Source organism: Myroides albus, from assembly GCF_024722315.1.
Lineage (GTDB): Bacteria > Bacteroidota > Bacteroidia > Flavobacteriales > Flavobacteriaceae > Flavobacterium > Flavobacterium album_A.
On the sequence record NZ_CP102754.1, the window covers coordinates 73,298 to 87,927 of the forward strand.

The 14,630-nt window shown below is 33.1% G+C and carries 13 protein-coding genes and 1 pseudogene; 8 read left to right on the forward strand and 6 right to left on the reverse strand.

Going from position 1 to position 14,630, the window contains the following annotated elements; all coding sequences use genetic code 11:
- Nucleotides 1-514 precede the first annotated feature (514 nt).
- Nucleotides 515-1,957: a MocR-like pyridoxine biosynthesis transcription factor PdxR gene (pdxR, locus tag NWE55_RS00375; protein ID WP_155091868.1), complete on the reverse strand. Its 1,443-nt coding sequence runs from the start codon at nt 1,955-1,957 to the stop codon at nt 515-517.
- A 95-nt stretch (nt 1,958-2,052) separates the two neighbouring features.
- Here pdxR and NWE55_RS00380 point away from each other — a divergent pair, with 95 nt between their 5' ends.
- Both NWE55_RS00380 and NWE55_RS00385 read left to right on the forward strand, forming a co-directional pair.
- A complete protein-coding gene (locus tag NWE55_RS00380; RefSeq protein ID WP_155091869.1) occupies nt 2,053-2,499 on the forward strand; it encodes a GNAT family N-acetyltransferase in 447 nt (148 codons plus the stop codon).
- Between the two features lie 60 nt (nt 2,500-2,559).
- Nucleotides 2,560-3,291: a YggS family pyridoxal phosphate-dependent enzyme gene (locus NWE55_RS00385; RefSeq protein WP_155091870.1), complete on the forward strand. Its 732-nt coding sequence runs from the start codon at nt 2,560-2,562 to the stop codon at nt 3,289-3,291.
- A gap of 55 nt (nt 3,292-3,346) precedes the next feature.
- On the opposite strand, the gene corA is transcribed toward NWE55_RS00385, so the two are convergent.
- Nucleotides 3,347-4,432 (reverse strand): magnesium/cobalt transporter CorA, encoded by a 1,086-nt coding sequence (gene corA, locus NWE55_RS00390; RefSeq protein ID WP_160339513.1) that lies wholly within the window; start codon nt 4,430-4,432, stop codon nt 3,347-3,349.
- Nucleotides 4,433-4,509: 77 nt separating this feature from the next.
- Here corA and hutI point away from each other — a divergent pair, with 77 nt between their 5' ends.
- The 5 genes and pseudogenes from hutI to NWE55_RS00415 all read left to right on the forward strand — a co-directional run bounded on the left by hutI (nt 4,510) and on the right by NWE55_RS00415 (nt 10,297).
- Entirely contained in the window at nt 4,510-5,766 is a 1,257-nt protein-coding gene (gene hutI / locus NWE55_RS00395; RefSeq protein ID WP_155091871.1) for an imidazolonepropionase, read from the forward strand.
- A gap of 11 nt (nt 5,767-5,777) precedes the next feature.
- Complete coding sequence (locus tag NWE55_RS00400; protein ID WP_258204443.1) at nt 5,778-6,821, forward strand: formimidoylglutamase; 1,044 nt, start codon at nt 5,778-5,780, stop codon at nt 6,819-6,821.
- Nucleotides 6,822-6,823: 2 nt separating this feature from the next.
- Nucleotides 6,824-7,498 carry a response regulator transcription factor gene (locus NWE55_RS00405; protein ID WP_160339514.1) on the forward strand — a complete coding sequence of 225 codons (675 nt, stop codon included), beginning with the start codon at nt 6,824-6,826 and terminating at the stop codon, nt 7,496-7,498.
- Between the two features lie 8 nt (nt 7,499-7,506).
- Nucleotides 7,507-8,856: a sensor histidine kinase gene (locus tag NWE55_RS00410; RefSeq protein ID WP_155091873.1), complete on the forward strand. Its 1,350-nt coding sequence runs from the start codon at nt 7,507-7,509 to the stop codon at nt 8,854-8,856.
- A gap of 245 nt (nt 8,857-9,101) precedes the next feature.
- A pseudogene (locus NWE55_RS00415) lies at nt 9,102-10,297 on the forward strand (IS256 family transposase).
- A 60-nt stretch (nt 10,298-10,357) separates the two neighbouring features.
- On the opposite strand, the gene aroC reads toward NWE55_RS00415, so the two are convergent.
- From aroC to NWE55_RS00435, 4 genes are all read right to left on the reverse strand, one after another.
- Nucleotides 10,358-11,425 (reverse strand): chorismate synthase, encoded by a 1,068-nt coding sequence (gene aroC / locus NWE55_RS00420; RefSeq protein ID WP_155091874.1) that lies wholly within the window; start codon nt 11,423-11,425, stop codon nt 10,358-10,360.
- Between the two features lie 152 nt (nt 11,426-11,577).
- Complete coding sequence (locus NWE55_RS00425; RefSeq protein ID WP_155091875.1) at nt 11,578-12,120, reverse strand: YqiA/YcfP family alpha/beta fold hydrolase; 543 nt, start codon at nt 12,118-12,120, stop codon at nt 11,578-11,580.
- Between the two features lie 155 nt (nt 12,121-12,275).
- A complete protein-coding gene (locus NWE55_RS00430; protein ID WP_155091876.1) occupies nt 12,276-12,791 on the reverse strand; it encodes a hypothetical protein in 516 nt (171 codons plus the stop codon).
- 79 nt (nt 12,792-12,870) lie between these two features.
- Entirely contained in the window at nt 12,871-13,749 is an 879-nt protein-coding gene (locus NWE55_RS00435; RefSeq protein WP_155091877.1) for a helix-turn-helix domain-containing protein, read from the reverse strand.
- A 157-nt stretch (nt 13,750-13,906) separates the two neighbouring features.
- Between NWE55_RS00435 and NWE55_RS00440 the strand changes: the two genes are divergently transcribed.
- Nucleotides 13,907-14,362: a hypothetical protein gene (locus NWE55_RS00440; protein WP_155091878.1), complete on the forward strand. Its 456-nt coding sequence runs from the start codon at nt 13,907-13,909 to the stop codon at nt 14,360-14,362.
- Nucleotides 14,363-14,630: the final 268 nt, after the last annotated feature.

Below are 14,630 nucleotides of genomic sequence, written 5' to 3' on the forward strand. Positions count from 1 at the left end.
ATTAATATTATGACAATTTTCAGACTTATTTATTCTCTTTTAATCCCGAATAAATTATCTATTTTACAATTTTATCTCTTGAGATTTAAACTATTGTAATACCTCTATTTACTTTTCTCTTTTATTCACAAGAATCTTCCATCCTATAGTAAAAAATCACCAACTATTTTTTATCATATACGTCATTACTTTTATACTTAAATCAACTAAAATTCAATATTTTTCAATTCTTTTTTTCCAACAAAAAACCTCTTTTTTGAAAAAAAAGCCCAACCAAAGAGAAATCATTTTGACGTATTTGTAGAAACACAAGTTTTCTACTATTTTTTAGTACTCTATTTCCAACCTATCAAACAAGCTTACTAATGCTATTTAATCTTTCCTTATTTAAAAATTGGCAAAATTGAATATCTTGTTCGGATAGTGATTGCAAACTAACATTACAAAATTGTTACGAAACAAATTAAAAATAAGATACACTCAACAAGTCGCTAACTAAGGAAAAACCTTCTCCTTATCCATTGTCAGGTATTGTCTCTTTAAAACAATTCGCTAATGCTATTATCCCCAACTTCATTTCTTCCTCCTCGAGATTACCAAAGCTCAATCTAAAACCAACAGACTTATTGTCAAAACTATAACTTATTGAAGAAATTAATTTTATACCCTTATCAAAAACACTTTGTTCAAACACCTTGTGATTAAATCCTGTTTTATATTCCAACCAGAAAGCCAGTCCACCTTCAGGTACACTATAATTCACATAGTCTTTCAAGTAGCGCTCTATTAAGTCTTTCATTGTATCCCTTCTCTGATTGTATATTTGAGAGACCTTTCTCAAGTGTTTCTTAATCGTGCCTTCTTGAATCAATTGCAATACAGCTTGCTCCATGATAACATCTCCTTGCACATCAATTAATTTGCGAAGGTTGCCTATTTGCCTCAATAGCTCTTGATTCTTTGTTACCAAATACCCAATTCTCAATGCAGGTGCAACTACTTTGCTCAATGTTCCTATATAGATATAATCTCTCAATCCCTTATTACTACAAAGGGGCATTACAGGTCGATACCCATAGTGAAACTCATTATCATAATCATCCTCTATAATTGTAAAATTATGCTCATTACTCAAAGCTATTAACTCTAATCGCCTTTTTGTACTCATAACTACAGTAGTTGGATATTGGTGGTGTGGAGTGGTATATACTGCTTTAACACCTTTGTACTTATTCAAAATTTGAGACACCTCATCCACCTTCAAACCCTCTTTATCAACACCAACACTCAAAAGAGTTACTCCAACAGTCTCGAATGCTTGCCATGCTGGCTTATACCCCAAATCTTCGACAATGACAATATCTCCCTTTTTCCACAGACAATGAGCTAATAAGTATAACGCCATTTGGCTGCCTCTTGTAATACAAATGTGATCTGCTTGAACATACATACTCCTTTGATGATTAAGCATATCTGCTATAGCCTGACGAAAATCACGTTGTCCATAAGTATCCGCATATCCCATTAATTGCCACTTGGCTTTTCTTTTAAATATTTTTCGATACGCCCTTGCTAACTCGTCTACTGGTGCTAAGCGACTATCTGAATGACCATCATTAAAATTAATCCAATATGATTTATCTTCTAAATTTTTTATTATATCTGAATTCTTTTCTTTTTTAAAGGGATCTAAAACAGGGAGTTCTTCAGCTACAAATGTGCCTCTCCTTTCTTTACTATCTAACCATTTTTCTGCAATCAGGACATTCAGTGCTTCTACAACCGTATTTCGGTTAACTCCAATCTCTGCTGCAAGAACTCGACTTCCTGGCAAAGCCGTACCTGATTTTAATCTACCTAAGGTTATGTCCTGTATGATAGCATCTGCTATTTGAAGGTAAATAGGTTTATCTAAGGTACCATCTATTTCAATATTCAATTTCCAAGGTCTTAACATCTGGACTACTTATTTATATTAAAACTGTATCATTATAGTGGTCCAAATATAAAATACTTTTGCGTAGTATAATCAATTATTCAACATTTAATAACATGAATTTTAAAATCCGAAAAGCTAATCTTGAAGATTTGCAAGAACTAAGTCAACTGTTCAATGAGTACAGAGTTTTTTATCGTCAAGTAAGCAACCTTGAGCGCAGTATGGAGTTCATAAAGAATCGACTACTAAATAATGAATCAGATGTATTTATTGCTCTTGTTGAAGACAAAGTAGTTGGCTTTGTTCAACTATACAAATTATTCCACTACATCAAATTAGAGAAGCAATGGTTATTAAGTGATCTCTATGTACAACCCGAATATAGAGGAAAAGGGATTTCCATAGGATTAATAGATCGCAGTAAAGAATGGTGTATAGAAACAGGTGCTTGTGGTCTAATGCTGGAAACAGAAAAAACAAACCACATTGGGAATACGCTATACCCAAAATGTGGATTTTTACACGACGAGGGACACAATTACTACCATTGGTGGAGATAATCTCACAGTGATAGCGTATCTTTATTCTATTGCTACACACAATGTAAAAATCAAACTACGATGAAAGAAAATATTCTCAATAATTTAAAAGCCATATCGAATAGAATTCAACTTGCTTGTCTAAAATCAAATAGAGATCCCCGAGATGTTAAATTGTTATTAGCAACAAAAACTGTTCGCGCTGAAGACATTAAAATAGCTATTGAAGCAGGCTTCCACTTAATTGGAGAAAACAAAGTTCAAGAAGTAAAAGAAAAGTTCGAAATCCTTTCGACAGTAGAGCATCAAAAGCATTTTATCGGTCACTTGCAAACAAATAAAATCAAGGATATCCTCAAATACGATGTTAACTGTATACAATCCTTAGACCGCATTGATTTGGCAGAAAAGCTACATCAACGTCTATCTAAAGAGAATAAAACAATAGATGTATTCATACAAGTGAATACTTCTAATGAAGAGAGTAAATTCGGTATTTCACCAGAAGATGCTGTCGAATTTACAAAGCAAGTAGCACAATTTGACACTTTGAAGATAAAGGGCTTAATGACAATTGGATTATTTAGTGCTGAGGATGAAAAAGTAAGGGTTTGTTTTAAACTTTTAAAGAAAATTCAAATGCAAATTAACGAACTCCATATTCCCGACGTAAAAGTCAACGAACTCTCAATGGGAATGAGCAACGACTTGGAAATAGCTATAGAGGAAGGAGCGACAATTATTCGCGTTGGAACTGCTATTTTTGGGCAGAGAATCTACCCAGATAGTTACTATTGGAATGAAAGTAAATAATGGTATAAATAAAAAGATGCAATAATTAAACACTATTGCATCTTTTTACTTTTAACTAAAACCACTTTCGCCATTTAATATACCCAATCATTAAGATGACGATAACAAGCATGGCTAACAAAGTAAAGTAATATCCATTTGGATCTTTGAGCTCTGGCATATTCTCAAAATTCATCCCATACACTCCTACAATAAAAGTTAGAGGAATAAATATAACAGAGACGATAGTCAAGACTTTCATGATTTCGTTCATTCGATTACTCTGCGAAGAAAAAAAGTAATTCGTGGCACTATCTAACTTATTCAAATTGTATTCAATCTGATCTAAGATTTCATTCGATTTATATTGTAAACGCTCAAAAAAGGCGATACTCGATCTGCTTATAATTGCTTTTCCAGAGCTTTTTTCATGCTGTGTTCTTAAATTATACAGAACCTCTCTCAAGGGAATTACTGCGCGCTTAATATCATTCAACTCTTGCGTATACTCCTCAATTCGTATGATTATCTCTTTCTGATATTGCACACGAGCTTCTACTAAAACCTTCTCTACATTGTCTTCAACCATATCAAGAGTAACCAAAAAGCTATCCATCAATGAATCCATTAACCCATATAGTAAATAGCCTGCATCTCTTTTTCTAACTTGACCAATTTTCAGTCGAATACGCTCGCGAATTAAATTAAAAAAATCTCCCTTTTTCTCTTGGAAAGACAAAAGGATATTTTCTTTTAGGATAAAACTTATCTGCTCGACATTAACATAAACATCATCTACAGTATAAGGCAAAATTGCTTTGACACTAAAAAACATCGTCTCATCAAGCTCCTCAACTCTTGTTCTACGCGCAAAGTTTAAAATTTCTGCCATGATATAATTTTCAATAGCAAAGAAACTACCCACTTCTTTTAACAAGTCAATATCGTGTAATCCATGTAAGTTAAACCACTTAATTGCATTGGGATTCGATTTTTTAAGCACCTCTTCAATTTCACTCAAGCTCAAGTCATTGTATTCTTCAAAACTATCCTCATCATATACGAATAACTGCATACTAATTGGTACTTCAGGAAAAGCACCAGAATATTCAAGAGAATTTGGTTGAAGTTTTCTTATTTTCTTATATTTAACTCGTCCCACAATATTAATTTTGTTTAAAAGGTTTATGATAATTAACTTCACGAACTATAAATAACTTCTTAGAGATACAATAGCAAATGAAACTATTAATCAAAAATATAAAAGAATTACTTCAAATCAGAGAACAACATGTAGATAAATTAGCAGGAGAGCAGATGAAAACACTTCCTAAGCTTGAGAATGCTTATCTTATTGTTAAAGATGAAGATATCATTGACTATGGTCCTATGGCAGATTTACCTCAAAATGTAGTCTTTGACCAAATCATAGATGCAACTGGTAAGACCGTTTTACCAAGTTGGGTGGATAGTCATACACACATAGTTTACGCTGGAAACAGAGAACTTGAGTTTGTAGACAGGATAAATGGCTTGAGTTATGAAGAAATTTTTAACAGAGGTGGCGGAATACTAAATTCTGCTAAAAAATTACAAGAAACTTCAGAAGAAGATTTGTATAACCAATCCAAAAAGCGATTAGAAGAAATTATTCAGTTAGGTACTGGTGCAGTTGAAATTAAATCAGGTTATGGATTAACACTTGAATCTGAGCTAAAAATGCTTAGAGTAATAAAAAAACTAAAAGAGAACTACCCTATTGAAATTAGAGCTACATTCTTAGGAGCTCATGCTTTTCCAGCTGAATACAAAGAGAACCACCAAGGATACATTGATTTAATGATTAACGAAATGATCCCAGCAATAGCAAAAGAAAAACTGGCTGATTTCATTGACGCTTTCTTAGAAACTGGTTATTTTTCACCGGAAGAAACTGAAAAAATTATTCAAGTGGGTAAAGAATATGGTATGGTAGCCAAAGTACACGTAAATCAATTTACTGCAATTGGAGGAATTAAAACCTGTGTAGAGAATAATGCATTATCTGTTGATCACTTGGAAATTGTAACGGATGAAGATATCGCTATTTTAAAAGATAGCAAAACAATGCCTGTCGCACTTCCGACCTGTTCATTCTTTATATCTATTCCTTATACCCCAGCACGTAAAATGATTGATGCAGGCCTACCACTGGCATTAGCTTCAGATTCCAATCCTGGGACGACTCCTTCCGGAAATATGAATTTCGTTGTTTCAACTGCTTGTATAAAAATGAAGATGACACCTGAAGAAGCTATTAATGCAGCTACAATTAATGGAGCGTATGCTATGGGAGTAGAAAGAGATTACGGAAGTATTACCAAGGGAAAAAAAGCAAGCTTAATAATCACCAAGCCACTAAATTCATTCTATGAATTGCCATATGCATTTGGTTCAAATCTAATTGATCAAGTGATCTTAAAAGGAAAAACGCAATTGTTTAAACAAAATAACTAAGACACAATTTTATGTCAAGTACAAAACTAAAACTTCTCTCTAAAAGCGAATTAATTTCACTTACTAATTTTAGAAATGGTGAAATTAAATTCGGTGAACGCATTCGCTTATTAGAATCTCCAAGTTGTTGGGAAGAAGAGCTAAAAACGCATGAAAGCAAATACGTAGTTCTTGGAATCCCTGAAGATATTGGTGTCAAAGCAAATCTTGGTAGACCTGGTGCTGACTCAGCTTGGCAAACCTTCTTAAGTTCCTTTTTAAACATTCAACACAATCGCTTTTGTAAAGGGAGCTGGATTACTATTCTTGGTCATTTAAATTTTGAACAAGAACTAAAGGAAGCTGCATTATTAGATGCAAGTATTAAAGAGCAACGTAAACGATTATTTGAATTAGTACAAATAATCGACAAAGAAGTTTCACACATCATCAGCAAGATTGTAGCCGCAAATAAAATTCCTATTGTCATAGGTGGTGGTCACAATAATGCTTATGGCAATATAAAAGGTAGTGCCTTGGCAAAAGGAAAAGCTATCAACGCTATTAACTTTGACGCACATACAGACTTTAGACCGTTAGAAGGTAGACACAGTGGTAATGGTTTTTCTTATGCCTTTGAAGAAGGTTTTTTGAAAAACTATTTCATCTTTGGGTTACACGAAAACTATACCTCTAAATCTGTTTTCTCTGAGATCAAAGCACATGCAGAAAGAGTAAAGTACAACACTTTTGAACAAATAAGGATTCGAAAAGAGAAATCATTTGAAACTGAGTTAGTCACAGCACAAAAACACATTGAGTATGCTCCTTATGGAATAGAAATAGATTTAGATGCTATTCCTTTAGTGGCGAGTAGTGCTATATCTCCTGCTGGTTTCTCTTCAGAAAAATTGCGCCAGTTTATACACTTTTTTGGGAAGTCAAAAAATGTAACTTATTTACATATATGTGAAGGAGCTCCATCTTTAGATTTTCCTACAAACAACCATTTAGTTGGCAAATTAATAGCTTATTTAGTAACTGATTTTATTAAATCAAACTCAGAAAAAATATAATTGTGAATATATTATTAGTAGAAGATGACAGTAGAATAAGCGAGTTCATCATTAAGGGTTTGGAAGAAAATGGAATGCGCGTACAACTTGCCTCTACTGGAGAAAAAGCAAGAGAACTCATTATGCAAAATGATTGGGACTTAATATTAATGGATATTATGCTTCCTGGAATTGACGGTATACAATTGACAAAAATGATTCGCTTTAAGAAAAACTACACCCCTATACTAATATTAAGTGCTTTAAGTGATACTAATGATAAAATAGAAGCCCTCGACAATGGTGCAGATGACTACTTAACAAAGCCTTTTCACTTCAATGAGTTACTTTCTCGCATAAATGCATTAACGCGTAGAACAAAGTTTAACTACGAAAACAGAGAAGTATTTTTTATCTGTAGGGATATTAAACTTGAACCTGAGAAGCATTTGGTAACACAAAATGGGAAGCAAGTAGATCTTTCGCCAAGAGAGTATAAACTGCTATTATACCTTTTAGAAAACAAAGACAAAGTAGTTTCAAGAACCCAGATCCTCGAGCGTGTTTGGGGCATTCAATATGACACCAATACAAATGTTGTCGATGTTTACATTTCTTATCTCCGAAGTAAATTGGATGAATCCAAAGGTAAACTCATACACACCATTAAAGGAACAGGATATATGTTACAAGACTAAATTAGGTTATGAAACTTCGCAAGCGCTTAACCCTTTATAGTACATTTACATTTGGAATAGTGTTTTTCATTACTTCCTTAGTCATTTTTATCGCCTTTTACCAAAAGACGATGTACTCTACAATTTCCCAATTAAAAAACACAACCCTACTCTCTGGTATTTATTACCTTGAGCAAGATGAACTTCCTTCTTATGAACACTCAGCTATAAAAGAAGAGTTTAGAGCGACAATACAAAGTGTAAATGTTGCAATATTCAACAACAAGAATAAAGTCGAGTACGGGCACTTATTGGGGGACGAAAATATAACATCCGCTATATTGGAACTTGTTCGAAATAATAAAGAATACTACTTCACTACAAAAGACTATTTCTATCACGGTATCTTTTACCCTGATAATCAAGGAGATTTTGTCGTCTTTATAAAAGAATCAAAAGAAGATTTTAACGAACAGCTAAGCAGCTTGGTACTTATCCTTCTCAGTGTCTTCACTTTGGGGATTATCAGCATTTACTTTTTAAGCAAATACCTATCAAATGTCGCTTATAAACCTTTCAAAAAGGTTATAGATCAAGTTAATTCAATAAACTTCAATAACTTTCAAGAAGGTATTGAAGTTCCTGACACAAAGGATGAATTAGCAGAATTAATCACAACTTATAACAAACTATTACACAGACTTTCAGAAGGTATTATCATACAAAAGAACTTTATAAACTATGCCTCTCATGAATTTAAAACGCCACTAACTGCCATAAGTGGTAATCTTGAAGTATTTGCCCAAAAAGACAGAACACCTGAAGAATACAAAAAAGTGGCAAATGACGCTTTAGAAAATGTCTATCGTATTGAAAGCATATTGAGTAATCTACTCCTATTGTCAGGACTAAACAATAAAGAGAATACAAAAGAAGAAATTAGAATTGACGAAGTTGTCTGGGATATTTTTGATGCACTTCAACCAAAAGTGAACAAGCTAAACACACAACTCAACTTACAGTTTGAAGTTAAAGATTTCAATATTCTAAAGATATACGGAAACCATACCTTAATACACTTAGCACTTTACAATATCATCGAAAACGCCGTTAAGTATTCGCAGAAAAAACCTATCGACATCTCCCTACTTACAGATAACAATCGATTAAAACTCATTGTTAAAGACTATGGGAGAGGCATCGAACAAGATGACCTTCCTCTTGTTAGACAAACGTTTTACAGAGGCAAAAATGTAGGCGATATTAAAGGGCATGGTATAGGTCTATCTCTGGCATTGCGCATTTTCGAACAGCACAATATAGAAGTTGACATACAATCAAAAGCAGGTGAAGGTACTTGTATAACCCTCTTATTCTAAAAACAAACGCAGTTAATCTATACATCATTTAAAAAAGTATAGACTACAACTCCACTAAAGAATCACAAAATAAAAAAGTCTACTAATATTCCACACAAAGTAAGAACACTAATAAACTTTTCATATATCGTAGATGTAAACAAACTAATGTTTTACGACACTGTACCAAAAACTGTGTAAGTATAAAATTCTGCTTGGGTTAAAACCGAGCAGAATTTTTTTATATATTTAATATTTACATAGTTATGGAAACAAAAGACCTATTTCCGGATGAGTTTTTCAAACAGTTTAAAACTGGGGATGACCTTCAAAACTTCCTAAAAGACATACAAAAGCGAGGAATTGAAAAAATGCTAGAAGGCGAGCTAGATGCTCACCTAGATTACGATAAGCATGATTCAAGAAAGGGAGATAATACACGTAATGGTTATTCTAGCAAAAAGATAAAGACCAGTTACGGCGAAGAAGAAATAAAGGTTCCTAGGGATCGTGATGCTAGTTTTAACCCTATGATTATTCCCAAGCGAAAAAGCATGGTAGAAGGCTTGGAAAACGTTATTGTGTCACTTTATGCCAAAGGAATGTCCGTTTCTGATATTGAAGAACAAATCAGAGAAGTTTATAATTTTGACGTTTCTCAATCGACCATTTCTCGTATAACTGATGCTATAACTTCTGATATTGTAGCTTGGCAAAATCGCCCATTAGAGCCTGTTTATTTAATCGTATGGATGGATGGTATTGTATTTAAAGTTAGAGAAGGTTCTAAAGTAATTAATAAAACCATTTATATAGCAGTTGGACTAAAACGCGATGGACGCAAAGAAGTTTTAGGTCTATGGTTAGGTAAAAATGAATCATCTTCTTTTTGGATGAGTGTTTTAACTGATATGAAAGCCAGAGGAACCGAAGACATTTTAATTACAGCAACTGATAATTTAAACGGTTTTACTGACACTATACGTACTGTATTCCCTGAATCTAAAACACAAATCTGTGTTGTACATCAAATAAGAAATGCTTGTAAATACGTTGTTTGGAAGGACAAAAGCAATTTACTGCAGATATGAAAGAGATTTATAATGCTCCAACTAAACAAGCGGCTGAAGCTGCACTAAACGACTTTGCTGCTAAATGGGAACATAAATATTCCTATGCAATCCAAAGCTGGAAAAACAATTGGGAAGATCTTACGATATTCTTTGAATTCCCCGTAGATATTAGGAAAATCATTTACACTACCAATTTAATTGAAAACCTAAACGGTAAAATCAGGAAATATACTAAGAATAAATTATCCTTCCCTACAGATGAAGCTGTGATGAAATCAGTATATTTGGCTGTAAGAGAAGCAACTAAAAAATGGTCAATGCCAGTGAGAAACTGGGGTGTGATTATTGATCAATTCTTAATCCTATATCAAGAAAGGGTTAGACTTTAATGTAAAACCTAACCCAAGCTTTATTTTTGAACTTACACACTTTAAGAGACAGTGCCTGTTTTACATTTTCAGTTTACCATATTGCTCAATATACATATCTAACATAACAATAGCTGCCATTGCTTCAACAATCGGAACAGCTCTTGGCAATACGCAAGCATCATGCCTACCTTTCCCTTGGACTGTCACAACTTCATTTTGTGTATTAATAGATAATTGATCTTTCATTAAAGTTGCAGTAGGTTTAAACGCTACTCTAAAATAGATGTCCATTCCATTGCTAATACCTCCAACTATTCCTCCTGCATTATTTGTCTTTGTAAGCCCATTAGGAAGTATTTCATCATTGTGTTCGCTCCCCTTCATCCTAGTAGCCTCAAATCCTAATCCGAACTCTACTCCTTTTACCGCATTAATGCCAATCATTGCTTTGGCTAACTCTGCATCCAATCGATCAAATACAGGCTCCCCAAGTCCTACTGGTACCCCTTGAATCACACAAGTAATAGTTCCTCCTATCGAATCCCCGTCTTTCTTTACTTCTTTGATAAGCTGCTCCATTTGTTTAGCAATCAAAGGATCTGCACAACGTACTGGATTATTCTCAATTTCATTAAAATCTAATTCAGTATATGGCGCAGTAACCTTAATCTCCCCAACAGAAGAAACAAAGGCTGTAATACTTAATTTGCCAAGTACCTGTTTAGCGATCGCACCAGCGACAACACGACAAGCTGTTTCTCTCGCAGAACTTCTTCCTCCACCTCTGTGATCTCTATGTCCATACTTCTTATCATAAACATAGTCTGCATGGCTTGGACGATATATATCCTTAATGTGATCGTAATCCTTTGACTTAGAATTTGTATTTTCAATTATAAAACCAATTGGAGTTCCTGTGGTTTTCCCTTCGAAAATTCCAGACAAAAAACGTACTTCATCTGCTTCCTTTCTTTGTGTCACAATCTTTGATTGCCCTGGTTTTCGACGATCAAGTTCGCGTTGAACTGCCACCAAGTCTAATTCAATTCCAGCTGGGCAACCGTCAATCACTCCTCCTATTGCATCTCCGTGAGACTCGCCAAAAGTTGTAACTCGAAAACGATTACCAAAAGTATTACCTGCCATAATATTCTGTATTTCCTACAAGTTTACTATTTTTTTAAGACTTCTTCAGTATACATGTCTAAAAATAGTAAGCTATAAATAATTCCCTATAAAAAAGGGAACAAGTCAAACACCTCATTCCCTTTTACTTATTCTTTTTTTAAGTGTTTTACTTAAAAATACTCGTACTTTAATTTTCGCTGTACATAATGATTAATATATCCTAAATAGTCTCTAAACTTCGGCAATCTATGAGAGTCCTCTACAAATAGAATTTCACTATTGTAAGTAATCTTATCCTGTAAATCAACAAAGTCTAATACTTCATCTTGTTTTCCCACAATAATAAAAGCATCTTCAGGATTATTAATTTTTAGAATACTCTCTCTGAGATTATCGCTAAATATCAATTTACTATTGAGTCTTGAATCTAAATCTAACAAAGGACTTAGCATAATTAATATAGACTTCAATCCCTTTTCCTTCCTCTTTTCTCTCAGTTGATAAGCTAAATTAGCTCCAGTCGAATCCCCTATTAAAATTACCTGCTCTTGTTCAGATAACTCTGCATCAACAACATTTAAAATACTCTTAATATCTGATTCTGGATTCCATTCGACACAAAAACTAGAGGAGTTTTTAAAAAGTCTTTTACAATCTTCATATTTACGAGAAGTTTTATCCGAACCATACCCATGGAAATAAATCATTATCATAGCTAACTCATTTTTTACTTAATTATATGTTTAATTTACAATTATTTTTCAAATAAACATATAGCTTACTGCAAGTACCTTCACTAATTATCATTCAAAAAACAAATAAAAATAACACTTAATAAAACTATTCAATGCTATTAGTAGACTAAATACTATTGCTCTTTCTTAGCGTTAGTATCACCATGCTCTAATCTTGTATCTTTTTCTTCTTCTTGATGATGATCTGTCACATCTTCATAACTATCAAATCCGCCATTTTTTCTTTTCTCATACATGTTTTTCACATGATTAACCACTTCCTCACTCTCTTTCTTAACGTCTTCTCTTACATTCTTAAAGCCCTCTTTAAACTCCTCCCATGTACTAAATCCTTCCTCTTTCGCTTTTTCATATACTACTTTCGCTTTCACTTTAGCCTCACTGTATTCCCCTTTAAATTCAGACCAAGCTTGAGCACCTTCTTCTTTAGCTTTACTATAAATTTCAGAAGCCTCTCCTTTAGCAGTATCAATGCCCTCTTTCAAGAATTGTTCTATCTTATCAGCATTATTTCCTAATTCTTTTAGGCCTTTTGAAAGATCTCCAGCTACCTCTTTAGCCATATCAAACAAATCATCCAATATATTTGCTCTATCCTTTCCTTCTTTGTTATCAAACTTATTTTCCATAGTTATATCTTTTTTGTTAGTATAAAAATACCTCTTTTTAGAATTAAACAATTGCTATTTAGCTTTATTTTAAGTAAAACTACGATGATAATCGATACTCATTGGGTGTCTTCTGAGCATATCGCTTGAAGAAACGACAAAATACAGATGCATCACTAAACTGCAACTCTTGGCTTATTTCATTAATAGTCATTGTTGTACTTTTTAATAAAAACTTGGCATATATAATCACTGCTTCATTAATCCAAGCCAATATCGATTTACCTGTGCGCTCGCGAATCACAGTAGTCAAATACTTTGGCGTTAAATACAGTTTATCTGCATAAAAAGAAACCGCTCGTTCTTTTTTGTAGTTCTGGGATAGCAACACATAAAAATCATCTACAATCTTGTCTTTACGATCTTTAAATTTTCGAGAAGATTCTGGTAGAGTTCTATATACTTTCGAGATTGAACTTATTAAGGCAAATATCAAATGCCTCAAAACCTCCTCTTTATCTGTTATCAATGCCTCATAATAATATCGTTGTAAAAAGCTCATATAATCCATCATTAAAGAATACTGCAAGTCACTTAGCTTGACAATCGGATTATTGCGAACAAATTCATTCGATATAAAATCACGTAGAATTGGATAGGAGACAATAAAATCTAATGAAATAACAATGGTAATCGTACGAAAATCGGGACTTATCAATTCAGATTCTATCAAGGTATGCGGAAGGAGAATCATTAAATCTCCTTTTTCTCCAAAATACTCTGAATGATTGACTTTTATTCTATTACTTCCATCAAAACACATTCCTATCATCAATCCATCAAATAAATGTTGATTTCCAGAAAAATGCTTTCTCAACTGATTCATATCATTAGTAATAAAAACCCCTTCTACCCTTTGGTGATCATAAAGGTTAAACATTGACTGAATAGCCTGTACAGTTAACTTATCGCGTTTCATTAAGTAATATTTAAGACAAAACAAACATATTGCACATAATTGAAGCTTAAAGGTACATATTAAATATAAATTCTAAAACTATCTTTGATGTATTAAAACAAAGATATAATGGGGATTATAAATATCCCCTTTAAACGTATCTTTAAATTGTGCAAAAATGAAAAAAGAAGATTTTGTCTATTCAAATAAATTATACACTCTATATAAAGAGCGTAGTCTTAATAATGAAAATAGCCAAGGTATCCTATATCCGTTTTATTTTTCCGATAAGCTAATTTCGGATAAGAAAGATTTTGGAACAAGTTTTTGCATATACTCGATTTACGAAAACAAAAAGCTCTTAGGACAGATTACTACAAATCAGATCACATTAAATTCAAGTAAGCCAAATAACAAACTTCCAATAATGTACCTTGTCATTAACAACGAGGAGAAATTAATGTGTACAGATTTAATCACAAAGCTTATTGAAAGAATTAAACTTGATTTCGCACATATCAAATACTTCTATTGCTTTAATCATAAAGTAACAAATTTGCATAAAGATTGGAGTTCCACTCCCAGCAGAAGATATAAAAACAACAAAATCAACCTCATAGCGAACAATTGGTAAAATATTTCCAAATATATATACTCTTTTAAAAGAACTTGTTCACTTTCTTTTAGAAGCAAAAGCAGTTAATTAATTAACTGCTTTTTTTTCTTCAAAGTTACAGTTGCTAACTAAGCAAGAGTAACTATACTACATAGCTCTGGGTGGGAGATAAAAGCATCCTACAGCATGGGGAATAGAGTAAATGAAGCAGTGATAAAGTAGAATCTATGTCATCTGTTTTAATTAATCCCAAATTAGGCGATAGAGATATAAACGAAAAGTAATT